This is a genomic window from Arsukibacterium sp. UBA3155 (genome assembly GCA_002364615.1).
Classification (GTDB): domain Bacteria; phylum Pseudomonadota; class Gammaproteobacteria; order Enterobacterales; family Alteromonadaceae; genus Alishewanella.
Genome location: DEYP01000002.1, coordinates 1 through 24,939, shown reverse-complemented (window position 1 = coordinate 24,939; position 24,939 = coordinate 1). Strand labels below are relative to the sequence as shown.

General features: G+C 49.3%; 23 protein-coding genes. 2 read left to right on the top strand and 21 right to left on the bottom strand.

Features of this window, described 5'->3' with window-relative positions:
• Position 1: 1 nt before the first annotated feature.
• From tssB to tagH, 9 genes are all read right to left on the bottom strand, one after another.
• Positions 2-502, bottom strand: coding sequence for a type VI secretion system contractile sheath small subunit (gene tssB, locus B2X65_RS00165; protein ID WP_290609703.1), 501 nt, complete (start codon positions 500-502; stop codon positions 2-4).
• Positions 503-573: 71 nt separating this feature from the next.
• Positions 574-1,662 carry a type VI secretion system protein TssA gene (gene tssA, locus B2X65_RS00160; protein WP_290609702.1) on the bottom strand — a complete coding sequence of 363 codons (1,089 nt, stop codon included), beginning with the start codon at positions 1,660-1,662 and terminating at the stop codon, positions 574-576.
• 78 nt (positions 1,663-1,740) lie between these two features.
• Positions 1,741-2,514, bottom strand: coding sequence for a PP2C family protein-serine/threonine phosphatase (locus tag B2X65_RS00155; RefSeq protein ID WP_290609700.1), 774 nt, complete (start codon positions 2,512-2,514; stop codon positions 1,741-1,743).
• 17 nt (positions 2,515-2,531) lie between these two features.
• Positions 2,532-3,260 carry a type VI secretion system-associated protein TagF gene (tagF, locus tag B2X65_RS00150; protein ID WP_290609698.1) on the bottom strand — a complete coding sequence of 243 codons (729 nt, stop codon included), beginning with the start codon at positions 3,258-3,260 and terminating at the stop codon, positions 2,532-2,534.
• Positions 3,242-6,787 carry a type VI secretion system membrane subunit TssM gene (gene tssM, locus B2X65_RS00145; protein ID WP_290609697.1) on the bottom strand — a complete coding sequence of 1,182 codons (3,546 nt, stop codon included), beginning with the start codon at positions 6,785-6,787 and terminating at the stop codon, positions 3,242-3,244. The genes tagF and tssM overlap by 19 nt, the downstream gene beginning before the upstream one ends.
• Positions 6,788-6,809: 22 nt before the next feature.
• Positions 6,810-8,159, bottom strand: coding sequence for a type IVB secretion system protein IcmH/DotU (icmH, locus tag B2X65_RS00140; RefSeq protein WP_290609695.1), 1,350 nt, complete (start codon positions 8,157-8,159; stop codon positions 6,810-6,812).
• Between the two features lie 19 nt (positions 8,160-8,178).
• On the bottom strand, positions 8,179-9,507 hold the full coding sequence (gene tssK, locus B2X65_RS00135) for a type VI secretion system baseplate subunit TssK (protein ID WP_290609693.1): 1,329 nt from the start codon (positions 9,505-9,507) through the stop codon (positions 8,179-8,181).
• Between the two features lie 30 nt (positions 9,508-9,537).
• Positions 9,538-10,023: a type VI secretion system lipoprotein TssJ gene (gene tssJ, locus B2X65_RS00130; protein ID WP_290609691.1), complete on the bottom strand. Its 486-nt coding sequence runs from the start codon at positions 10,021-10,023 to the stop codon at positions 9,538-9,540.
• A 22-nt stretch (positions 10,024-10,045) separates the two neighbouring features.
• Entirely contained in the window at positions 10,046-11,377 is a 1,332-nt protein-coding gene (gene tagH / locus B2X65_RS00125; protein WP_290609689.1) for a type VI secretion system-associated FHA domain protein TagH, read from the bottom strand.
• A gap of 316 nt (positions 11,378-11,693) precedes the next feature.
• On the opposite strand from tagH, the gene B2X65_RS00120 reads away from it, so the two are divergent.
• Positions 11,694-13,709 (top strand): serine/threonine-protein kinase, encoded by a 2,016-nt coding sequence (locus B2X65_RS00120; protein ID WP_290609687.1) that lies wholly within the window; start codon positions 11,694-11,696, stop codon positions 13,707-13,709.
• 33 nt (positions 13,710-13,742) lie between these two features.
• Here B2X65_RS00120 and B2X65_RS00115 read toward each other — a convergent pair whose 3' ends face one another.
• The 6 genes from B2X65_RS00115 to B2X65_RS00090 form a co-directional block, all read right to left on the bottom strand.
• Positions 13,743-14,600, bottom strand: coding sequence for a cobalamin-binding protein (locus B2X65_RS00115; protein WP_290609686.1), 858 nt, complete (start codon positions 14,598-14,600; stop codon positions 13,743-13,745).
• Positions 14,601-14,626: 26 nt separating this feature from the next.
• Positions 14,627-15,277, bottom strand: coding sequence for a cob(I)yrinic acid a,c-diamide adenosyltransferase (gene cobO, locus B2X65_RS00110; RefSeq protein ID WP_290609684.1), 651 nt, complete (start codon positions 15,275-15,277; stop codon positions 14,627-14,629).
• Between the two features lie 2 nt (positions 15,278-15,279).
• The gene (locus B2X65_RS00105) at positions 15,280-16,266 is read right to left on the bottom strand and encodes a FecCD family ABC transporter permease (RefSeq protein WP_290609682.1); all 987 of its coding nucleotides are present in this window, start codon (positions 16,264-16,266) and stop codon (positions 15,280-15,282) included.
• On the bottom strand, positions 16,263-17,048 hold the full coding sequence (locus B2X65_RS00100; RefSeq protein ID WP_290609681.1) for an ABC transporter ATP-binding protein: 786 nt from the start codon (positions 17,046-17,048) through the stop codon (positions 16,263-16,265). Before B2X65_RS00100 ends, B2X65_RS00105 begins: the two co-directional genes overlap by 4 nt.
• A 101-nt stretch (positions 17,049-17,149) precedes the next feature.
• On the bottom strand, positions 17,150-17,527 hold the full coding sequence (locus B2X65_RS00095) for a hypothetical protein (RefSeq protein WP_290609679.1): 378 nt from the start codon (positions 17,525-17,527) through the stop codon (positions 17,150-17,152).
• 105 nt (positions 17,528-17,632) lie between these two features.
• Positions 17,633-17,956, bottom strand: coding sequence for a YkgJ family cysteine cluster protein (locus B2X65_RS00090; protein ID WP_290609677.1), 324 nt, complete (start codon positions 17,954-17,956; stop codon positions 17,633-17,635).
• Positions 17,957-18,067: 111 nt separating this feature from the next.
• On the opposite strand from B2X65_RS00090, the gene B2X65_RS00085 reads away from it, so the two are divergent.
• Positions 18,068-18,826: a glutaredoxin gene (locus B2X65_RS00085; protein ID WP_290609676.1), complete on the top strand. Its 759-nt coding sequence runs from the start codon at positions 18,068-18,070 to the stop codon at positions 18,824-18,826.
• 76 nt (positions 18,827-18,902) lie between these two features.
• On the opposite strand, the gene B2X65_RS00080 is transcribed toward B2X65_RS00085, so the two are convergent.
• The 6 genes from B2X65_RS00080 to B2X65_RS00055 form a co-directional block, all read right to left on the bottom strand.
• Positions 18,903-20,168: a serine hydrolase domain-containing protein gene (locus B2X65_RS00080; protein ID WP_290609674.1), complete on the bottom strand. Its 1,266-nt coding sequence runs from the start codon at positions 20,166-20,168 to the stop codon at positions 18,903-18,905.
• 89 nt (positions 20,169-20,257) lie between these two features.
• Positions 20,258-20,665 carry a DCC1-like thiol-disulfide oxidoreductase family protein gene (locus B2X65_RS00075; protein ID WP_290609672.1) on the bottom strand — a complete coding sequence of 136 codons (408 nt, stop codon included), beginning with the start codon at positions 20,663-20,665 and terminating at the stop codon, positions 20,258-20,260.
• Positions 20,655-21,503, bottom strand: coding sequence for a DMT family transporter (locus B2X65_RS00070; protein ID WP_290609671.1), 849 nt, complete (start codon positions 21,501-21,503; stop codon positions 20,655-20,657). Before B2X65_RS00070 ends, B2X65_RS00075 begins: the two co-directional genes overlap by 11 nt.
• A 240-nt stretch (positions 21,504-21,743) precedes the next feature.
• A complete protein-coding gene (locus tag B2X65_RS00065; protein ID WP_290609669.1) occupies positions 21,744-22,148 on the bottom strand; it encodes a DUF1801 domain-containing protein in 405 nt (134 codons plus the stop codon).
• A 446-nt stretch (positions 22,149-22,594) separates the two neighbouring features.
• A complete protein-coding gene (locus tag B2X65_RS00060; protein WP_290609668.1) occupies positions 22,595-23,566 on the bottom strand; it encodes an NAD(P)-dependent alcohol dehydrogenase in 972 nt (323 codons plus the stop codon).
• A gap of 441 nt (positions 23,567-24,007) precedes the next feature.
• Positions 24,008-24,838: a hypothetical protein gene (locus B2X65_RS00055; RefSeq protein ID WP_290609666.1), complete on the bottom strand. Its 831-nt coding sequence runs from the start codon at positions 24,836-24,838 to the stop codon at positions 24,008-24,010.
• Positions 24,839-24,939 lie beyond the last annotated feature (101 nt).

Below are 24,939 nucleotides of genomic sequence, written 5' to 3'. Positions count from 1 at the left end.
ATTATTTATCCTCTACATTCAGTTCCTGCGCCAGCTGTTGCAGGTCAGCATCACTGTTAAGTACCCGTTCCAGAATATTTTCCAAATCTTCAGAGCGGTCTATTTTGGTCATCAGATCCCGTAACTTATTACGGGTAGCCATCAGTTTCTCCAGCGGTTCAACCTGGCGCACAATGGCCGCAGGTTCAAAGTCCTGCATCGATTTAAATTGCAAATCGACGGCAAACTCGCTGCCGTCGCCGGCCAGCTTATTTTCCACTTTAAAATTTAGCTTTGGGTTCATCCGCTTTAATACTTCGTCAAAATTATCGCGGTCAATTTGGACAAAACGCCGATCTTTTAATGGTTTTAACGCTTGAGTATTGTGACCGGCGAAGTCGCCCATTACCCCTACTACAAAAGGCAGTTCTTTTTTTACCGCGTTGCCTTCAGTCTCAACATCATAAGTAATGTGAACTCTGGGTTTGCGTACCCGTGACAACTTACTGTGAATACTTTCCATTTACGCTCTCCTATCATTTGTCTGTCGTGGCCGCGCAGGCAACGCTGGCCGGTTGCACTACTCAGGTTGTACTACTTGGTCTGCGGGATCCCCGCCAGACGAAAATAACTGTTTCGGGTATTGTTATCGTCAATCAGCTCCTGCAACAGCTCCGGTAAAGTGAGGTCACTCCAGCGGATCACTTGCTCAAGCGCATACGACATTGGCGAATGCGGTTCGGTTTTTCGAAAAAAATCAACCGCATGCTGTAATGAGCGAATAACCTGCTGACGTGATTGCAGTTGCTCGTCGACGTTATTCGGGTTCAGGTTAACAGCGGTATCAGCAGCATCCGTTGCGGCATGATGTTCAGCCACACTCAGCTTATCTGCTGCCAGATAGCTCACCGCATCCAGACATTTCTGCATTGCTTTACTAATGGCAGTTGTCGGCTGCGGTGAGCCTTCCATCGCGGCATCCATCACATCAGATAACTGTTTAAATTCAGCCATCGCCAATTGAATGTCGCTGTAAAGCTGCTGGTAAAAACCAGCGGGGGTTTCCTGAACCGCCTGTTGAATTTGCTCCAGACTGGCGATGCCGGCATCGGCGCGCAGTTTCTGTTTATTCTCGTCTTTGCGGGATAAGTCCGCCGCACGAACATATTGCCAGCAGGCAAAACAGCCCACCGAGCTGATATCCGTGATGGGAATACTTAATATCGGGGTAATTAGTGCGCCATCACCTTCGTAACCATTAAGGCCAATCAACGGCGCTATCCGTGCGTCCATGCCTTCATCATCGGGTAATGGATAAATATCTTTCCAAAACTGTTCAATCAGTAACCGCGTGGTTTTAAAACCCGCCGCCAAGCCAGCAAAGCCCTCGGTGCGACACCAGGCCTCAATCAGCCAGGCTGCATATTCCAGATCTTTACTTTGCTCAGTTAATATATCGGGTAAAGCCTGGGCAAGCGGTCGCCAGTCAAGCACCAGTGACTGAAAATCATCATCTTCAAACAGCATGGCCCGCTCATTGGCACGAGCCTGACTGCGAACGTCTTTTAAGGTGTAGTACTGTGAGGTAGGTGAAATATCGCTACGTGGATCGATGCCCGCCGGCGCATGTTCCGCTACGGGTTTAATTAACAACTCAAAATCTATTAATTCACTGCGATCCATCACAATTAACCATTAAGTACATCAACAGCAAAATATGTTACTTTATAGTTCACGAAATAACAACATTTCAAACTATATTTATACAATTTTACGATTTAACGGTATTGTCATGTCATTTGAATTAACATTTGCGTGACCTTTAAGCTCCACCAGGATGCTGGTGACATTGTCTTTTGCGCCGGCTACCAGAGTGGAGTGCAATAATGCTTTGCTGGCGTCGGCTATATCATCATGTTGTAAATATTGATGAATTTCATTGTCAGGTAACTCTTTTGTTAAACCATCGGTACACAGCAAAAATAAATCACCCGGCTGACAGCTATCTGAACAGATTGCAACCTCCAATTCAGTATCAACCCCAACCGCCCGGGTAATCACATTTGCCAGCTCATGACTTTCTGCTTCGCTGGCATCCAGTAAGCCTTGCGCTACCATTTCATTAACCTGGCTGTGATCATGGCTCAACTGCTCTAACGTATTGTTACGTAATAAATAACAACGGCTGTCACCCGCCCAGAGTAAATGATAGGTAGCCTGCTGGATAAACAATACCACCACCGTAGTGCCGGCCAATGTGCCAAGCAATTGCTGCTGACTGTATTTCACCAGTGCCCGGTTAGCCTCCTGCAATGCCTGGTTTAATATGGCTGCACTTAGCGCCTCTCCTGCACTGTCGACTGCTGTTTTAAGCAGGTCCATTACCATCCGGCTGGCAATGTCACCCGCGGCATGCCCTCCCATACCATCAGCTACAGCCCATACGCCGGCTTCAGGTAGTGCCAGACACGCATCTTCATTTAGTTGGCGAACTAAGCCTTTGTGGCTTTGGGCATGAAATGCAATTTGCATCATTAATGTCACCATCCGGATTAATATTGAATTTGTTTTTGTTGCCAGTTCCAGCGCGACCAGTCACCATCCAGCATGGCAGCATACTGACTCACCTGAGGCAAACCAGATGTCACCAGCAAACACGGGGCGACATGCTCAGAGCCGTTGGTCCACCACAGGCAATAACGTGAAAACTGTTGCAGGTAACTCTGATGTAACAGACCAAGACTTTCCAGCGGCGCACTGGCACTGATAGTCCAGGCCTGGCGGATAGCTTCGTTGCTGCTTTGGCTGACCTGGATCCGCTTTGACTCAGGCCAGGCTACCGGCAGCTTGGCCAGCGCAGTCAGCCAGCGCTGCAGCTCAAAGCCATCGTCCAAAGTGGCAAGTGCTTGTTGCTCAAGCTCTTCACACCAGCCTCGTTCGTGCCACGCCTGAACCGGCGTTACCGAAAGTTCAGCGGCAAGGGTAAAGGGGAAGTGACGCCCCACCTGATCCACCGATGGCATCAGCGTGCCTGCCATGGCCTGATCACTGCAAACCCCGGGGGATAAGGCAAAATGCCAGACAGGACTTGTCAGGTAAGTTTCAAGCCACGCCGCTCCCAGTTGCTCACGACTTACCGCAAGCACCGCTTGCAGCCACTCATTCCAACTGTCGACAAAGGCAACCTCAAGTCCCTGCGCCAGGAAATCTCCCTGGCTGGCCACTTTGCCACAAATACCTAAGGGTGATACCACCTGTTGTGCTACAGACTGGCCGGACACGAGAATGCCTCCAACTCGCTACTCCAGAACGGCGTATTTACCGTATCTGGAACCAACTCCAGCCTGGCTTTATTGCCCTGCACTGCCAGATGCAGCACTTTGTCGGTGCGGGTTTGCGGTCGTGCCAGGGTCAGTTCATCCAGTAACCGGAACCAGGACCACTCACCCTGATAGCTAACATTAGATGATAAGCCAGCATTTGCCGGGGTAAATACCAGCCGGGTCTGCAGTTTGTTGCGATCACCCGGCCAGTAGAACTGGCTGGAACGGGTTGGTCCATGCCGGTAAGACAATTCCTGCCCCGCTATATCCAGCATCAGGTGGGTAATATGCCGATCCAGAAATAATGGTTTTAAACTAAAACCTACTTTTAACTTCTGACTGCCCGGTTCAAAAAAGGTACTCCGTATGCGCTGGGCACGTTGAAATGTCTGCAGCACATTAGCATCAAGACCGATATCTTTTTTAAAGGTCCAGGCGGTGCGACTGGTGTTAACAAAAGGGCTCAGATAATCATTAAAGAAACTGTCCAGAGTGCCGCCATAACCAAAAAACTTCTCAAAATCACGTAGTTTAATATCTGCCTCGGCCCTGCGGTTCAGAGGATAACGACCGGCGATAGCACCACGATACTCGCTGAGTACCTTGCCTTGCCATGCTTCATTAATATGCTGACGACTGCCGCTGGCAAACAGCTGTGCAGTATCGCTGGAAATATTACCCAGCCAGGTACTGAACGGCGCGGGGATTTCACTGCGTAACCGACGCAGTGCCACATTAAGCTCATTGCCCTCCTGCGAGTTTAGCTGATTAGCGTACGCCTGACGTGCCCTGCCCCCTGGCGCATACAGCCGCTCCAGATATTCATAATAACGCCGGGTAGTCTGGCCAATTTGCTCCAGCTGAACAGGTTCGATGGCCAGCAGCGCTGAAAACGCCGCCTCAACTTCTTTTCCGGGCAAGCTACGACTGACATCTGGCATCTCATCCGGCAGTATCCGGTTTAAGCGGGTGGTCTGACTGGAAAACTGTGTTTTAGCTACTTTACCGGCAACATCTGCCGCCATATCCAGTTCAGCCGATTCAGGCAACTGCGTTAAACGCAGGTTTTGCTGCGCCGCTTTAATCAGGTTCTGAATAGGCTGCTCCGGCCCAGCCAGGATCCTGGTAAGGGCCAGTCCCTGCTCGACATTGGTAATAGGTTGCATTTCAATGTCGTTTAGCAATTCCTGCCATAAATACACGTAGTCGCGTAAATAACGCAGAGTGACCTTTGCAGATAAATCTGCGTTATTCTGTTCACCACCAGCCGCGTCTTCCTCACCATATACCCAGCTGTCGGCCAGCAACTGGCGAATGATCCGGCGCTTCTCAATATTAAAAACGCCATGAAACCCCTGATAGGTATACAAGCCTGAGATGCCCTGGCGTAGCGGTTTACCACTTCGTCGACTGAATAGTGTTACGCTGTCAGTTGCCAACACATCTGACAGACGAAAATCTGGTATGTGGCTGTCCATCAGCTCGGTGCGGACCCGCTGATAAGCGCGCTCGGCCAAAGGCACAGTCATCAGTAAGTCACGGGTGTCAGCGACGACATTTTCATCGTAACGGGCGCCCTGAATACCTGCCTGCAATAATGCATCCAGATGGCTTTGCAAAGAGGTTCGCAGCGGCTGGTTAACATCAGCGGGCATCATACGTTCGGTAAACTGTGCAAACCATGCCTGCACCTGCTCTGCCTCAAATCGCTCCGGCTGAAAAATCATCAGATAGGTTTTCAGCGTCTCATATAAATAATCCCGATGCTCAGCATGTTGCTGCATCTCGGAGGCTAAACTGTTCAGCAGAAAAGGCACAAAGTCGGTATACAATGCCCGCTGATAAGCGGTTTTAGCAGACTGACCTAGTTTGTCACCCTGATATAAACCAAGATTCTTCGGGCCGTCCGCCGGTAATAAACCGGCATAGCCGGCGGGCATATCGCGCAGTACATTAAGCCGCTCGTTAAGTTGCAGCATCGATTGCTGCGCTTGCGACTGATCCAGGCTATGGTACTGCTGCAAAGACAGCGCAACGTCATCGACCAGCTGTCGGTTCCAGTGATAACTGGCAGTCCAGGCACTCAGTAACCAGACTGAAGCCACGGCAGTAGCGGCCAGAGTGCCATGTCGGATCCAGCGATGTTTGTTTTTATGTTGCAAATTTACCGAGGCCAGCTCCCGCTCTGGGATCACAATCTGCTCAAAAAAACGTGTCAAAAAGTAACTTTTCCCCTCGCCACTATGCCGGCGCAGCGGTGGCTCAGCCAGGCCGAAATTGCCGCCTAACTGCGCCATAATCCGATCAATCGGCTGGCCCTGCTGGGTGGCGCTGGCAATATAAACGCCACGCAACATCGTGGCTTTTTCAAATGGGTTGGGTGAAAAAATCTCTTTCAGGAAGTCATCAGCTGCACTTTGCAATAATCGTAGCTGGCGCGGAAATTCATAGATAGCAGCCCGGCTCTGTTGCTCCCGCTCGCTTTGCAGCCGGCTGTATAAGCGCTGGTGCAGCCGGTTAACCATGGCATGAAATTCTTTATTAAACTGAGCCACAATGCCTTTTTCTTCGTTCTCTGGCTCCAGCGAAAAAGTGGTACCCCATACCTGCTGCCGATCTTCCGGCGCCAGATCATCAAAAAACTCAGAAAAGCCGGCAATCAGATCCGCTTTAGTAAACATCACATAAACCGGAAAGCTCATCCCGAGCTGGTTCTGCAGCTCCTGCACCCGTTGTTTTATTGCCCTGGCATGTAAGTTACGCTCGGTGCGGGTCTGGTTCAGTAAATCAGCCAGACTGACAAATACAATTACGCCATTTATTGGCCGGCGTGGCCGGTGCTTGCGCAGTAAGCCCAGAAACCCCTGCCAGGCTGTTGCATCCTGCTGGGCATGACTGTCCTGCGTGGTATAGCGACCGGCCGTATCTATTAACACCGCCTGATTAGTAAACCACCAGTCACACTGCCGGGTGCCACCAATACCTTCAATAGCATCAACTCCCATTTGTTCCTTTAACGGAAATTCCAGGCCAGACTGTTGCAACGCGGTAGTTTTACCTGACCCTGGCGGACCAATAAGCATGTACCAGGGTAACTGATAGATATCCCGTGCCTTGCTAAAGCGGGCATGTTTTAAAATATCCAGCGCCTTTTGCATTCTGCTACGCAGTATTTCAATATCCCGTTTCGCCATCGCATCCTGTTGCTGATGCGCCTCGCCATTTAGCAAAGTGTCTACCGCTTGTTTATGCGAGCGGTCTTCGCGCATACCACGGATATAATGGCTGGCGCCCCAGATCAGCGCAATAAGCAGCAGTGTCACCAGCCTGGCGGTGGTGCTGGCTAATGGCTCAACACCGGCAATTGCCACTAGGGGTCCACCAAACCAAATCAACAGCGCCAGTGCCGTTAAGCCAAGTAAGGTTATCACCCAGCCGGCGGTCAGAATGCGGCGCAATGACAGAAAAAATCCTTTAATTTTCATACTTCTAATCCTTTGCACTTGGCTACTGCGCTAACAAATCTATTTCGACCCGCCGGTTCAGCGCCCGGTTTGCGGCGCTATCGTTGGTCGCTATTGGATCAGCTTCACCGCGTCCTTCTGGCCATAACCGACCATGTAACTGGCCGCCAAAAGCCAGGGCGTCCGCCATCGCATTAGCGCGGGCCAGTGACAGATGCCAGTTGGACGGATATTTACTGGTAAAAATGGGTAAGTCGTCGGTAAAACCGGTAACCAGAATACGACCCTCAACGCCTTCGAGTGACCTGGCTATTTTGGTAATAACCGGCATAAAGCTTTCATTAATGGTGACGCCACCCGGGGTGAACAGATGATGTAACCCTACCCGGATCCGCACCCGATCAGGCAGCTCTATCACCTGTAACATATCGCGCCGAATTTCGGTTTGCAGCAGTTGTTGTAAGCGGATCGCATCCTGATGGGGTTTGCCACTCTGGCCTGACACGACATCAGGCTGCCAGTTCACCAAAGCATTTAACTGACGATGAACCTGATCAGAGTAATTATTAACCTGGTAATTAAGATACATGTAGACGCCAAGCAATAAGGCGGCAACAACGGAGCACAATACCCACAGCGGCAAGCGGTTTTCCAGGGCTCCGGATTGCACCACATCACTGCGCCATTTTGGCGACAGCTCGCGGGCAGGCTCGCCACGCTGGCTTCGAATCGCCTTGTAGGCGCGATCCTTGATCAGCTCCAGTTTTTCGTAGCCGCGCTCTTCAACCCGCATTTTGCCCACGAAACCAAAAGACAGACATAAATACTGCAATTCCAGTAACGTCAGGTTTTGCGAAGGCTGGTTTATTGCACTCTCCAGCAGAGTAAAGAAATACTCTCCGCCAAAGGTCTCATTATGAAATGTTGACAGCAGGCTCTCTGTCGCCCAGTCACTATTGCCACCCCAACGGGTGTTGAGCACAATCTCATCAATAAAGCAGCATAAGGTATAACGGGCCTGCTCAATCACTTCTGCCACAACACCTTTGGCACGCAGCTGCTGCTCATATTGATTAATTAAACTCACACACTGCTTTTTTAAGCTATTAACATCATGATGACTGGCAGTACTGCGTATCGGTGCCACCAAAGAAAATAAGATCGCGGCTTCATCAACCAACACGTTGTCACTGATCGACAACGTTTGCGGCCCCTGACCGGACGTATTGCTGCGATTGCCCGTGGCAATCCGGGTTTTGTCATTATTAACACTGGCGCTGGCAGCTGTGGCGGCCCCGCCCGATGCTAAGGGCTCTGCCGGAGCAGCAGAGGTAATTTCTGGTCGCTTCGCACGACCTCCTGGCCGGGGTTTCATAATGGTTTGATCAGACATTGCCTTCTATCCCTATATTTCAGGCCTTAATCGCCCAGAGTTCCAGCTTTAAGCCGGGGTAATTCCCCGATAAATGCAAAGCCAGTGCGCCACTGTTTGCCAGTCGCTGCCAGTAAATACTGGTTTTATCCAACTGGAAGTAGTGATAACCGGCATGATATGGCACCTGCCTTGGTGCAACCGGTAAGCCCGTAACCGGTATGCCGGGAAGTTGGTTGTTGACCAATTCACGGATATGTTCGACCGGACCAATTTTAAGTCTGGCCGGCAAATGCTTGCGGATGTCTTCAGCAGGTAAGTCAGCGTTGACCGCCAACACAAACTGGGCATATTCCAGCAGCGTTTTGTCGGTTAGCGGTGAGACTAAAACACCGAACTTGGCCTGTTCTAATGGCAATGCCTGAGCAGTTTGCTCCAACACCACGCTGAGCGTCTGATTCATAATCACCGCTAAGTTGCCAAAAACGGCGGTCAGATCCTGATGAATATAGGGCGGAAACTCAGGCGGCCTTTTCTCTTTGCTGGTAAAGGTGGCAAGTTCACCGAGCATACTGACCATCAGCTGATACAAAGCCAGCGGATTACTGCCATCAAGTTGCTGCCAGTGCTTTAACAGCGGCTCATACCGGTTCAGCACCTGTAACATCAGAAAGTCGGCAATAGAGCTACTGGTACCCTGACCTTTGCTGATCCGACTGCTTAATGCCTGCGAGCGCTGGTTAAGCATACCCAGGGTTTCATTTATCAATGCTTTTAGCGGTGGATTGCGCTGCACATTGAGTAGTGGCGGAATAAACTTGTCGTCCAGCTTCACTTCGCCCTGATCGGTCACTTCCCGGATCCGGCCAATGGCAACGCCAATAAATCCACTTCTATCGTCACTTTCCAGTTTCAGCAACACGCTGAGCCTGGCTAACTGCAAGGTTTCAACCGCCGCTTCGGCTAAGCTGGTGTCGGTCAGGGTATGATCAGCAAAATGAAAGCGGGTTATCTGTTCACTGTGTTGCTCAGCAATATTTAAACCATTCGCTTTATCAACCGCCAGGCAAAGATACACCTGCTGGTCGCGACACCCTCTGGCAATGCTAAGCGGTGCCGGCAGTGGCTCAATATCAGGTAATTCCAGTAAAGTGCCATCTGGCAGGATACCGCGCAGACGGCTTAAGCCAAACTGACTGAACTTTAAACACTGGCTGTCCAGCTGATAATCGTAGACGCCCCAGCTAAAGGGCGCTAACTGCGCCTGGCGGCTTTGTTGGCTATAATGCAGATGGCGCTCTTGCTGTTGAAAGTGTTGCGGCCGTAAAAACATCCCTTCTGACCAGGCAATTTTACTGAATTCACTCATTTACATTCTACTCCGGGCAGACTGCCGCCGTTAACGGCTGGGCCGCTCTAGATCATGTTCACGGATATACACGGCAAGCTTGTCCACGTAGACATAAAAATCGTCATAACCTGTTGGTTTAACATCTACTACTGCACGCCAGCGGGCACCTTCAATATCCCGGTATGCGGCAATCACAGCAACTGCTTTGGTAGTGGGTAGCAAGGCCATTTTGTATTCGGTGCGCTGCCCGGGTTCAAACACCAGCTCATCTATTTTAAGTAAATCGGTACGTAGCGTTTGTTCAGGATTATCGTACAGCGCAAAAAAATCCTGATTTTCAAATACGGTTTTTGACGCCAGTTCATACACCCGCACAATTACCGGCGATGGACGCTGATCCGCATCCGGGTTTATGTCCTGAGCCACCCTAAAATGCAGCGTGGTAGAAGGTGGAAAAGTGGAATAGACAGCCTGACAACCCGTTATAAAGAGCACAGATAGCATGACTATCACCAGCAGGGTGATCCGTTTCATAATTGACAACTCCGTTGATCTATCATTTTTGTTTTGTTAAGTAGTTTTCATAAGCACGGATAAAATCATCGTTTACCCCACCTTTGGCAGTGCGACCCACTTCAGCAAGCAGCTCCTGATGCAGCGCCTGATACAGCCTCCAGTAACGACTGTAACGTTTCGCAGGGTTTACCTTATCGATAAAGCCGGCGCCAAAATCCCGCTGTGCTATCAATTGCGGTGTCAGTTGCGCAAGCAGCCCCTGCATTGCGCCAGCGGCGCCGGCAATAATTGCCGCTTCGTGCTCACTGATATCGGCAAAAGCCGCTTTTACCGCTTGTTGCGGTGCCATAAAGCTGCTGGCGTTATGATTAAATAAGTTATGAAAAGCTTCAGTGACATTGGCAGAAAATTTCAGCGGATTATTTTCCCGCTGCCCAAACGTAGTCTGGTTAACCCGTAAGGTGTTTTTTAACTCTGAGCGGGAACGCATAACATCAATCATGCCTTGCAACGATGCCTGCAACGCCTCACCTAGCTGCCCCCACCAGGCGGGGTTTTGCAGCTGCTGTGCTGGCGGCGTAGCAACGTTAAGTGCACTGAGAAAGGCCTGTAAACATTGCCCGGCATTCGCCTGTTCAGCGCCCACATCTGCTGCAGCCGCAGTACCTCCTGCAGCCCTAGCACCTCCTGCACCCGGCATTGCCGAAGCCTGCGAGCTGACATGGTTGGTTGCCAGCTGCAGTGGTTCGTCGGGTAAGGGAGTCTGTTGCCACTGTGGTTGCCAGTCGTCGGGAATAATACTCTGTGGCGGGCTAAAACTTTCATCCAGCATATCGTTACTGGCCAGCGCATCAGTCTGCTGATAGCCGTCGGTTTGCTGGTAATGGGAACTCTCAGAGGTAATTTGTGTATTATTTTGTGTAGTAGTCTGAAAATGCGCAGCAGCAAAGTCACTGACTTTCAGACCCGGACCAGGCGAGCTCGCCGGCATGCTCTGTGGCAAACTCGCTGCGCCCGTTTCGGCGTGGCTGGGAGCGGATATAATGGCAACGTTAATTTCATAGTCACCCAGACACAATAAATCACCGTCGGTCAGTAAATGTTTCTGACCGTTGCCAAGTGGCGCAACAGCACGATTAACAAATAGACCATTGGTTGAAAGATCCGTGATCCAGAAACTACCGCTCTGGTATCCAATTTGACCATGAATGCTGGATACCACCCGCTCTGGATCCGGCAGATGCCAGTCAGCATGTTCTGCCCGGCCCAGCGTGCCACCATTACCGTCAAAACGTTTTAATGCCACCTGACGTGGTGACAACCGGTGATAACTTAACACCGACAGCTCGAGTAACCTATCCGTCTGACCCACTTAACACTCCCTGCCGAAAGCACCCATTTAATACACATTAATTTTACCAAATGTTGCAGGCGCAAAGGTTAGAACCAAAAAGAAACCAAGTCAATATATATCTTGTTTACATTATTGCAATTTAACTTGATGTTTTTTCATCTAAAGCTAAAATGGCAAGGCATTAAACAACGTGACGGTACTTAACATCGTAGAAGGCTGAGGTTTTTATTCAGCATTTATAACTATTTGTCACGTTTATGTAAAAAGGTGGGGGGTGCAGTAATACTGATGCGTCACACAACCGCAGCAGATTAACGAGTAAGGTAACTAAACAATGGCTGATAACGCTGACAAGACCACTCAACCTGATACAACACTTGCTGCAGATGACACGTTCGCAGCAGATAACGAGAAAACCCGCTTTGCCCGCCGCCCCCCTGCGACAACAGCACCGGGAAGTGACTTAAGCGGTAAAACAATCAAACAACGCTATTTACTGGAATCAAAAATTGGTTCTGGCGGGATGAGTGACATCTACCGTGCCCGGGATACTTTTTTAGCCGAGGCTGGCGTTGCAGAAGCTCAGGTAGCGATAAAAGTGTTGCAACCACAGTTTGTCAGCCAGCCAGAAGCACTGCAGCTGTTGCTACAGGAAGCCCACAAAACCCAGCAGTTGTCCCATCCTAATATTGTCAATGTGTTTGATGTTGACTGTGAACAGAACTGTTACTTTATCGTGATGGAATATCTGGATGGCGAAAGTCTGGACCAGGTAATAAAACGCTATAAGCCAAAAGGACTCCCCCTGCGTGCCGCAATTAAACTACTGGACCAATTAGGTTCGGCCCTAAATTATGCGCACAGTAAAGGTATCGTCCATGCAGATTTAAAACCGGCCAACATTATGGTTAACCGCAGTGGCCAGTTAAAGGTGCTGGATTTTGGTGTCGCCCATACCCTGCAACTTAATCATGATATTTATGCCGCTGAGCAGCATAACCCGGCGGCTGCATTAAGCGGCTATACTCCTGCCTACGCCAGTACCGATTTGCTCGCAGGCAACGCCCCCTCAGTAAGTGATGATACCTTTTCATTCGGCTGCATCAGCTATGAGCTGTTAACCAGTAAGCACCCTTTTGACAGGATCCCGGCGGATAAAGCTGCCAAGCAACAAAAACAGCCTGACAAACCCGCTCATCTCAATCCATGGCAGTGGCTGGCGTTAAAACGCGCGCTGCGTTTTGACAGAAATAGCCGCCAAACCAGTGTTAGCAGAGTATTAGAGGGGCTGAACCGGCGCTACTGGCCAGCAGCAACCGCAGCTGGTGTCGCATTGTTGGCTGCCACCAGCTTATGGCAGTTACACAGTCAGCAGCAGCAACAGCTGCTGGCACTGCAACAACAGCAGGCCAAGCAACAACAGCAGCACGATCATTACCTTGCGCTGGCTAGCACTGCTGCCCCGGAGTTTCTGAGCACATTCTCAGCGCTTGAAAACACTGATCCTCTGATACGCTCTGGTTTATTGCGTTTACAATCCGACAAGCTGCTGGCGTACTTTGAACAGCAAATTGATCAAGTGATTAGTGATCGGCGCTTTAACTATCCGGATTATCCGCAGATTGAACAATTGCTAAATCAGGCCAGCCGCTTATATCCCGACTCGCATTATTTGGCGGGTATCGCCAGTAATATGCATCGTAGCAAGCAAACGGCGCTTGATGTCCTGCGCAACCAACTGCGTAGCCTGCTCGTTAATCAGCAATACCAGACAACAGTCGATGACACCGATATTTATACTATTCTTAAAGAGATGAAGCGGATAGATCAGCACTATATTGTGGTGCCGGACGACGCTGAAATCAGTGCTTATCAAACTGCCTTTGCCAAGGCCAGCCAAGAGCATAATGCGCCGGTGCTGCATGCGTTAATTAATGCCGGTAAACATATTTTTGCTGACAGTGAGCAAACCCGTGATTTACTAAGCCATAGCGAACAGCTGCAAAGCGCCGTCGCGGCGATGGCGGCCTATCACACGGCCAAAGATACTGCCACGCCGCTGCCCTTCCCTCATCAGGAAGCCGCGGTGTTTTATCAGCAAACCTTTGCACGGCTTAGCGAAGAGCTAAACCTCAGTCGTTCAGCTCGGGACACTGACAGTGTGTTTGAACAGTATCAGCATTACAGTGCTCAGTTACCGGCAGATTTCAGCTTAATTAAGGGTTTAAAACGGCAATTGGCTGACAAATACCTGACATTATCGGGTGAGCTGTTAAAAACCAATCAGGTGCGAAATGCTGAGCGGTTAATGCGCCGGGCCAACACCCTGATGAGTAGTATTAACAGCTAGCAGCCAGGCACTATGTTGATAATACTGCCGTGGCTAACGGTAACTATCAAGGCCCTGACATAATTGCCGGATACCGGTCAAGGTGCGCGGACTGGTCCGATACAGTAAGTCGGCATCGACGGTGATAAATTGGCCCAGCGCGACGGCCGGGATCACCGGATAAGCCTGCCAGAAACCAATATCTGCGGGCGTAGCACCCGCCGTAGCCTGAATAATCACCTGCGGCCGGGCCTGCAATACCTGCTCTAAGCCGGGCTGAGGATAATCGTTGCTGGCACTGGCAATGATATTGTCCGTGGCGCACAGCGCCATAGCTTGCGCTGGCCAGGCCTGATTGGCTACAGAAGTAAGCGGTTCGGTACCCATACTGAAAAATACCTTTAGCCGGGGCTTATTGCTATATTCGGTTTTCAGATCAGCCAGTTGCCGTTCAAACTCTGTTGCTACTGCCTCTGCCTGTTGCCGGTGACCCGTAACATCGCCCAGATAGCGAAGCTCATTGGCGATATCACCGATCTGAATAGGATCGGAGTACACCACATTAATACCAAACTGTTGTAAACGGCTGATATCCGCTGCCACATTGCCGGTTTTCCAGGCAATGACCAGATCGGGCTGTAACGCTAAAATAGCTTCAAGGTTTACTCCGGCATAATTCGCCACCTGCGGTAAGGCTTTCGCCGCTTGTGGATAATCGCTAAACGCACTCACCCCAACCAGTTGCCCGCCGGCACCAATAGCATACAGCAGCTCGGTAATATGCGGTGCCAGCGCGATAATCCGTTGCTTTGGTTCAGCTTGCGGTTGGGGTGTGGCCGACTCTGCAGCTAACGCTGGCTGACCAAAACATAGCAACAGATACCATACTGAGAAAACACAACGGGTCTTCACCCGTTGACTCTTCACAAATCGACTTTTCACCAATCCAGGCCCCGCTGTGCTTTAATGCCGGCATCAAACGCGTGTTTCACCACCTGCACTTCACTGACCGTGTCGGCCATCTCAACTAACGTGCGATGACAGGAGCGGCCGGTAATGACCACATGCTGCGCCGCCGGGCGGTTTTGCAGCGCACAGACAATCCGCTCCAACTCAATATAATGATAACTGACCATGTAGGTCAGCTCGTCCAGCAATACCAAATCAATGGCCGGATCGGCCAGCATTTGCTCAGCGCGCTGCCAGACTTTTTCTGCGGCAGCAATATCAGCCGCTTTATCCTGTGTATCCCAGGTAAAACCGGTTGCCATTACCGCAAATTCTACCTGATGTTGCGCCAGCAAATTGCGCTCGCCGCACTCCCAGCTACCTTTAATAAACTGGACCACAGCTGCGGTTAAACCATGACCAACAGCCCGGGCAACAGTACCAAAGCCTGAAGTAGATTTGCCTTTACCATTGCCGGTAATAACCAGCAGCAAACCTTTTTCAGCCGTTGCTTTATCAATACCTTGCTGCACCTGTTGCTGCAGCTTTTGCTGGCGCAATTTGTGCCGTTGTTGCCGGTTTTGTTCATCCGCCGCGTCGGTAGCGGACGTATCCTTTTCAATAAAGTTATCATCAGACATCGCTATGCTGTACTCCTGCGTTGGCGCATAATCACCAGAAAAAATAGACTGCCAAGTACCGAGGTAATAATACCCAATGGGATCTCCTGGCTTAGCAAGGCACTACGGGCCAGGTTGTCAATCCAGACCAGAAACAAGGCACCAAACACCGTGCAGCCCAGCAACAAGGGTATCGCCGTCACCCCGACAAAATAACGCACCAGGTGCGGGATCATTAAACCAACAAAAGCAATGCCCCCGCACTGTGCCACAATACAGGCCGTTACCAGAGCGGTCAGCAGCAACAATATCACGCGCAGCCGGGTTGGGTTAACGCCAAGCGTCTGAGCACTTTCGTCACTGAGCAGCAAGGCATCCAACTGACGGCGCAGCATCAGTGCAACCAGCAACAAGACGCTGACCGCTGGCGCTATTAAGCCAACACTGCCCCAGTCGGTCCGGCTTAAACTCCCCATCAGCCAGAAAATGACTTTGTTGGCGGCAAAAGGCTCTGCAAAGTACAAAATAAAGCTACTTATCGCACTTAGCATAAACGACACCGCCACCCCAGCCAGTAACGTCATTTCTATTTTTCGCCATTGCCGGCCCATACACACCAGAAACACCAGCGCTACGGCAAATAGTGCCCCCAGAAAGGCCGCTAAAGCCAGGCTTAACACATGGGGTGGCAGTAGAATACTGGCAATGCTGGCCCCCAGGCCGGCGCCGGCCATTAAGCCAAACAAATAAGGATCTGCCAGCGGGTTACGGCTGGCATTTTGCAGTACCGCGCCAGCTATCGCCAGCCCGGCCCCCACTAACATGGCACACAATAGCCGCGGCAATCGCACCTGCCAGACAATGGTACTGGCAAGCGGATTTTGCTGGCTGCCCAGCAGTGCCTGCCATACCTCGGCAATAGTTAAACTGGCCGTGCCAATCGTTAAACTCAGCACAGCGCTTAACAGCAACGCCAGCAGCATTAACCCCAGTACAAGCGGCTGTTTCATAGCCCGCTCCCGCTGGCAAAAAAGGTGATTTGTAGTTTGCCATGCACCGGGTGCACGCTGACTTCACACGGCAGCTGAAAAACCTGGCTAAGCTGCGCCGTCGTTAATACCTCGGCCGGGCTGCCAAACGCCAGCAACCGTCCCTGATGTAACAAGGCTATTTTGTTACAATAGCGCGCGGCTAAATTTAAATCGTGCAAACAGGCCAACACTGTTTTGCCCAGCCCCCGGCTCAGCTGCAAAATCTGATGCTGATACAACACATCAAGATGATTAGTTGGCTCATCCAGCAGCAATAGCTCAGCTTGCTGCACTAATGCCCTGGCCAGATAGAGCCGTTGCAATTCACCACCAGACAGGGTTTCCACCAGCGCCTGTGCCTTATGTTGTAACCCCAGTTGCTGTAAAGCCAGCGCTATCTGTTGTTCATCTTCGCTGGTGTTACCGTCAAACCAGCCCTTGTGCGGTAATAAGCCCATCGCCGCCACCTGATACACCGTTAACGCAAACACCGGCGGACTAACCTGGCTGACACTGGCAATTTTGCAGGCTCGCTGGCGGGAGTTTAATTTCGCCAGCGAGCGTTGTTGCAGCACGATATCACCCGAGCTTAAAGGCTGCGTGCCATTAATCAGTTTCAGCAGGCTACTTTTACCGGCCCCATTGGGGCCGATAATGCCAATAAAATCACCTTTATTTGCGCTGAAGCTAAGTGGCGCCACTATAGATTGGCCATCAATCGTTAGGGCAGCCTGATGAAGTCGTAACAACGCCGGGGGCAAACGCAGCTCCTGAATTATCCTGCCAAAACAACACTGCCGGCTAATTGCCGGCAGTGTTGGTCTTATTGTTAAGCCGGCAATAGTAGCCGCTTACACCAGTGTTAGTCCAGATTTGCCAGTAAGGTTTTATCTAAACCATCTTCATTTAATATTTTAATAATTGCCTGGCAGTGGTCCAGGGTAAAATCGCCTTCACCAATTTGCGAATTCAGCATCGCCCGGCGCTTCAGTACAATTTCCGAAACCTGCTTACCATCACCGAGTTTGCTGTGTAATTTTTCCAGCCACGGGTACAGCTTTTGTTCCGCATCGTAAGCAGCCTGACGCGCCTCTGGATGAAAGTCCTGACACGCATTGATATTCAACAGATAAAAATTCAGGTAACCGGCAACGGTTATCAGCTTATAATCCTGCGTCTCTGCCTTAACCGGTAAAGTTACTATTAACGCGGCCACCGCGGCACCTAACCATTTTTTCATTGTTATTCCCTGCCATCTGTTGCTAATTATGCCAACCAATCTAAACAGAAAATGCTTATTTTGCAATGTTGGTTCCAAAAAAAGCCAACCAGTACCGCCGCGTTGTTAAAGCGAACCGCCAACATTAAATTCCGCCCGCTCTGTCAGGCAATCGTCTGAACCCATGGCAAACTCGCGGCAAACCCAGGGCCGCTGGTCATATATCGTGCAGCGATAGGTGTCACGATCTAACGCAGAACACCAGCCATCGGCCAGCCTTAACATGGTTTCACCACCCCACTGATCCGTCGATATGTGGTAATCCGGCACCCCGGTATCAGAAATTATCATCACTTCTAAGCGGCAACAACATGCCTGACAATTCGCGCAACTTACTGTTGCCGGCGTTACCGTGCTGGTGGGAATAATCGTGGCTACTGATTTAGTCATAGCTAAGTTTAGCCTGCCCTGCGCCATCGACGCAATAGCAGCGATGGCTTCCCCCTTTGGTTGCAAATGGCTCGCCAGCTACTAAAATCATCAAACAAAGATGGAGGTACTATGGCAACAAAAGCAAAAATAAAAGAAGCAACGCTTTATCGGATGCTAACCCCCGAACACACCTGTCCATTTGGCATGAAATCAAAAGCGCTGTTACAGCGACAGGGTTATGACGTCACCGATAACCACCTTAGTAACCGACAGCAAATTGAAGAGTTTAAACAGCAGTATCAGGTTAAAACCACACCACAAACCTTTATTGATGATAAACGGATTGGCGGCTACGAGCAGTTGCTGGATTATTTTGATAAAACCAAACCCGGTAATGGCTTTGCCGCAGCCTACCGGCCGGTGATTGCTATTTTCGCCATCGCACTGTTAATGGCCTTCGCGCTGAACGTTGCAGCCGGCGCTGAAATTTGGTCGATAAGCACGCTCGAAAACTTTGTCGCCTTCAGCATGGCTTTGCTGGCACTGCAGAAATTACAAGACGTGGAAGCGTTCAGTAATCAATTTTTAGGCTACGATTTACTGGCTCAGCGCTGGGTGCGTTATGCGTATATCTATCCCTTTGCTGAAGCGTATGCGGGTATTGGTATGCTGGCTGGTTTATCTGCGTTTATCGTCGCGCCGGTGGCACTGTTTATCGGCATTATCGGCGGCATTTCAGTATTTAAAGCGGTATACATTGAAAAACGGGAACTAAAATGTGCCTGTGTAGGCGGTAACAGTAAAGTGCCACTGGGCTTTGTGTCCTTAACTGAAAATCTTTTTATGATTGCAGCCGGCAGCTGGATGCTGCTGCAAGCCTGGCAATAGGCTAATGACCTGACGCATCAATGGTCTATTTCTGCTGTAACGCAATAAAGTGAGGGATCATACGTGGTTTTTTTCCCTACTTACTGCGGTAAAAATCAGACAGTGCCTTTAAAAAGGTATATTCATCCAGCCCGGCTCTGTATAGGGGTTTAGACTGGGCACTCCACATTACCACCACCAGGCTGGTATCGGGATCAACAAAGATATACTGGCCGAAAATACCCTCTGCAGCATAACTATTGCCATGCATTGGCCATAACATGTAGCCATAATTAACCTGCTCACCTGCAATAACCTGACGGGTACTGGCCGTCTTTATCCAACCTTGTGGCAGCACCCGTTCGTCATTTATTACCCCATCGTTTAGCAGAAACAAGCCAAAACGACCGTAATCACGTAAGGTTGCCGACAAACCGCTGCCTCCAACCTCAAGGCCATCGGTTGATTGCAGCCACCAGTTCGCGTCGGCTTCCATGCCCTTCGACCAGATTTTTTCTGACAGATAATCGGCAACGGGTTTGCCGGTCGCCGCCCGTACCAGCGCCCCGGCCAACTGCGTTTCGCCGGTGCTGTAATTCCAGCGGCTACCTGGCTCTGCAGCCCGCGGCAGTGTCGCCATCAGATCGAGTACGGCACCGGGTTGCTGACTAATTTGTGCTTCAAGCATGCGTCGTCTGTCAGATGTCGGATCCGTATAGGTTTCGTTCCAGGCCACACCCGAGCTCATTTGCAGTAAATGTTTTACCGTTACGCCATCGTAAGCGGTGCCTTTAAAGCGCGGTAAATAATTAACTATCGGATCATCGATACTGTTAATGGCGCCATCCTGGATTGCTGCGCCAATCAGTGTTGCCGTAATAGACTTTACCACTGACATCGACATCCAGCGGGTATGCTCATCATTGCCCAGTTGATATTTTTCAAACTGTATTTCGCCGTTGTGTATGATCAGCATGCCGCTGATGGCATTGAGCGAAAATACATCATATAAATCGTATTGTTGCTTGTCGACCGTGTAGCTAAAGGCTTGTAACGGCTGCTGACTTAACGGTAACGTGATTACCGTCTCACCTCGCGCAACGGTGCGGGTTGGAAACAGCCGGTCAATATTGCGAAACGTATTTACCCGGATATCGGGGTAAAGCTTGCCGTCATACAACTGACGCACCGTGCCAATCGGTTCATCGGCGTGGCGATAAGCCGGTGCAGCATTGCCAGGTTCAGAACTATGCACAGCGCTATCGACAGCACTATCAACAGTACTATAAACAGTACTATGCCAGCCAGCAGCTACCAGTAATAATACCGGTCCAATTATTCTGAGTGTGTTAATGGTAAACATAAAGTGTTCATCCTTTTGTTTAATGAGATTGCCCACTTTTATTTAGCGATATCTTTGCCCTGTCACGTGCCCGGGCAAAAAATACCTGCTTAAAATTTGTCGTTACCGGACAATCTTAAATTATTAACCTTTTTTTTTCCTAATATCTTTAATAAAAGGTTGCGAAAGCATCGCAGAACGGGATAAAGCACCCCAGACACGGTTTTTGATTTGAAAAGCCAGTAGTTTATTCGGTTAAGTATGCCGTATCGGCTGCCAATTAACGCCAGAGCATGAATGGCATCGGCACCAAAGTAGAGTTGTTCGCCTATTTTCAGCACCATTCCCTGGTCAACATCCAAGCCCTTAGCGGTAATTTCTTCCATAATGTCACTCTCTTCCCGGGCATTAACGAGTATCAAATCGCCCACACTTCGCCGTATATTCACCACCTGACAATAAGCATGACACGCCGGACACTCTTCATCATAGACCAGTATTATTTGCTCACGTTTCACCGGGTTTTTCCTTGTTCATAACCAGTGCAATGCCGCCAAGTATAGCCACACTAGCAACGAGCAGACGTACGGTAACTGGCTCATTTAAGATAATAATACCGCCCAGGGCTGCAATCACCGGTACGCTAAGCTGCACCGTTGCAGCGCTGGTTGCCCGCAGCGCTGGTAGCACCCTGTACCAGATGGCGTACCCCAACCCGGACATTAAGGCGCCCGAGGCAACGGCATAGCCAAAACCTGCCATATCAAGTGTTATCGAATTTAAAGTGAGCAGGCTCATGGCTAAGGTGATAGGAACCGCACGCAGAAAATTCCCCGTGGTTACCCCGGTAGGATCGCCCGCGCCTTTGCCACAAAGAGAATAAATGCCCCAGGCTACCCCCGCACTTAACATCAGTATAGCGCCTTGCAGCGGCGGTGCCGAAAGCCCCGGCAGCAGCATCACTAATAGCCCCCCGAGTGCCAGTAAAAGCCCGGCAAGCTGCCATTTGCGAACACGCTCTCCAGCATAAATGCCATAACCAATCATGGTCGCCTGCACAGCACCAAAAAGTAGCAAGGCACCGGTAGCAGCAGACAAACTAATGTAAGCTAAAGAAAAGCCGGCGGCATAAACAAATAACGCCATGGCCGACAGCCAGTTACCCGCAATGACAGGCGCCCCCTGCCGGCAGCGGATGAGTAGCACAAGTACTATTGCACCGGAGATTAATCGAATGCTGGTGAAACTGGCCGCATCAATGCTGGTATGAAGCAAGGCAGCCCGACACAGCAATGAATTGCCAGCAAATGCCGCCATGCTCAGCGACGTTAAGCCTAAAATACGTAAAAATGACATCAATCTTTTCCCGGGGCTGACATAATTATCTGCAATAGCCGATAGAAAGGTCCCGTCCATGAATTAAAAGGTTTTCATAAAACTCTGATAAGTTGCACAAATCGCCACAGTAGATTAGAACACCGTTTTTCGCTGGCCCTGACATCTGCTTTTCCTTGCCGTGTACTGTGAAATAAATAATGCTGATAACATAAAGCACCAATGATGGCACGCACAGCTTCTACGGCATAACCTTGCCGATCAAGCGCCTAAAAGTGGCAAATGTTTGCGCTGTTGATAAGTTAAGGCAAGCTCTACACAGTGCTTAATTGCTGCCTCAGGCAAAGGGTTACATACGCTTAATACGATTGCCCTATTGCCTTGAAACTCCAGCGTACTATTGTGTAATTCTCTAAACGTGTCGACTAACTTAGTTTTGCAATTGAAAAACAGAAAATAGTTATCTGGCGACTTAAATTTCCAATCAATTCGGATAGGGCTACCCGTTTTGACGCTATAACTCGGCTCGCCCCACTTCAACGATTCTTCGACTTTACCTAAATCTAAGTCAGATGAAAGCTTGAGAATTAAATTTCTTAACTGTTCCAGCCGAGGGCGAACGTTTTCGGGATACTCTTCAAAACGAGTTTTGACTACCTTGTCCATTGAAACTTCCTATTCACATGACGCTCAAAGCACACCGTCGACAAGCAGTGCAGTGGGTTGGCGTCTAAGCGGCTACAGGCCGCGAGTAATACGTATTGTTAGCTTTGATTGCGTTTAAATGCATAATATTGTTTGAAAAAATATAGATATACACCAAGCACCACAGCTAATAGCAAGAAATACATATTGCCAAAGACAATACTATTTACGGCGAAAATAGATGAAATAAAAACTGCCCAGAAAAGTTTACGTGGCTTTGAGTATTCTACCTTTACAAAATATCCTTTCTTGAGCGCAAACATTTGTATGACAAGCAGTGCAACTATTACAACGAACACAAAAAATTGTGCGTTTAGAAACGAAAAGTTATCCATTTACTCATTGCTCCCTGAAAAGCTAATACCCTTATTCACGTGCCAGCGCAGCTGGTCGCGTGCAATAGATAGTTATGTGCGAACAACAATCTTTCCTTTGTGGGCAGCTGCCTCAAAATGATGAAATGCATTGCGGACACCATTGGTTGTGAATTCAAACACCGTATCAATCACCGGTTTGAACTTGCCGGCTTCGAACAGTTCGTTAAAGTAGGCCAGATCGCGATTGGCCTGAAGCCCTATAACCCGAAGCTTCTTGTCTCGCGCACGGTTTATGCGTACGCCTGAGAGGGCAATCTTCAGCAACCTGGATACTTTTCCACCTACGGTCGCATATATACCATCAGTGTTCAGAGCACGCTCGTAGTCCGCTGGGTTCCGATCGGTCTTGACATCGATAATCAAGTCATAACACCGGCCATTGCGTGTAAAATCCTCAGCTTGATAGTCGATCACATGGTCGAATCCCCACAGTCGCATCGCGTCCAGTTTTGCTGCGCTATCGACGCCAGTCACCTCTATATCATGAAGCTTCAGGAGTTGAATGGCGATACTACCTACTCCACCCCCAGCGCCGTTTATCAGAACTTTCTGTCCAAGTTTGGGTTGACCACCCGCGGTCACTCCTTGGAACGCAAGCATTCCCGCATGAGGGATGGAGGCTGCTTGTTCAAAACTCATACTTGGAGATTTAAATTTTACGGCACCTTCTGGTACACATACATACTCTGCAAATCCTCCGAACCCGGAACCAGATAGATCACCGTACACTTCGTCACCAGGCTTGTATGAGCTGACTGCACTGCCAACAGCTTCAACTACTCCAGCAATGTCTGTGCCCATGATGATGCGCGGTTTAAACAGCCCACCTATAAAGCGATTTGGTACAAATGGCGAACCGTGCAGCAAACCACAATCCCAGTCGTTGACCGAGACAGCTTTTACTTTAATCAGTACCTGATCACCCACTGGTTTTGGTTTTTCAACATCTTGAATCTCTAAAAAATCAGGTGACCCGTACTTTCTAATATTCAGTGCTTTCATATGTTCGCTTCCGCGCGATTTTGCGTTTTTTTTGAACAGTGCTCCCAACACCCGTCACTCTGTATGATAATTTGAGCATTGCACAGGGACATAACTGCCGCAGCGCAGCGTAGGCAGTCCAGTGGAGGCCACGTTGTTTGTGGCCGGAACGAAATTAAGCAGTTTGTTATGAGCCAATTTTATTTGAATCCTTTTTGAATTTTAAATAAGTCGCGAGCAAGGCAAATGGAAAGCCCAGCCAAGGATTAAACAAAGCCAAAATGAAACTAGCTAATTCTCCTTTCTCATTAGCATATAGCCAAAATGTTGAATCAAGTCTCACCTGAAAATACAGTTCAGCCCCAAGTGCACACAATAATGAGATTATTGAGAAGATAATAAGGTTAAGGTTAAACGCCCGCTTAAACATTAAAACTCCAATTTGACTTTTAGCATATCGCTTTAAGCAGAGGCGCCGTTTGCGGCGTCCTGCTGACTTAACTTGTTATAAGCCGATGGCACGTACTTGATTGCCAACAACTCTTCGATACATCCTGATTTCGATAATTCTTTTAAGGATTTTTTTAAAATTTTGCGCAGTGATGGCTTTAAATGATGTGCAGCTGTATCGAAAGGTATATTCTTCAGGCATAAAAAAATAGCCAACGCATACACATGTTCCGTTTCCGTCAAATACCCATTCCTACTGTAACTCCAACCTTGAGAGTCAATTTCCGAAAATTGCCGAAAATTAAATGCAGAATTGGCCATGAAGATGCCAAAGCCTAGAAAAGTAGCCGTAATGTCAGTAGCAAATTCCCAGTTATCCCATCCACCAGGGGGCTCTTCGATACAGGTGGCAGTTAAATAGTGAGCAAGTTCATGTGCAAATGTAGCCACAAGTTCAACGGGTTTTTGAACTGCTGCCGGGCTATAGGTTATAACAACCTCTTCGCTTTCTTTAACTTCAAAAGTTCCAAGTGGGTTTTGCGGGGCATTCTGAATTGCGATAGTTGGAGATACCCTTACGTCAATGTCGTCCTCTTGCGCTTCTAATTTGCATGGCCAACCCTCCATTCCTGCGTACTTTTTCACGGCCAAAAATGTTTCATTTGCAGCGTGCTCGATGTTATCAACCTTTGAAGGAAAGAAATTTTTAGTAGGAAGAACCAGTGTTGAATCTTGATAGAAATCATCCCCACCAAAATGTTTCAGTAACCACTTGAAAGTAGCGATTTGGAATTCTGTATCCTCGACAGACAGAATAGGCTTGCTCTCAAAAATTCCAAACATACTCAATCCTTAAAAGGCTTATAACGCCCAAACTTAGCGCGGAAAGCCGCGCAGCGGGTTGACGTCGCAGCCAGCGCTTTTTGCTGGCGATAATATTTGCT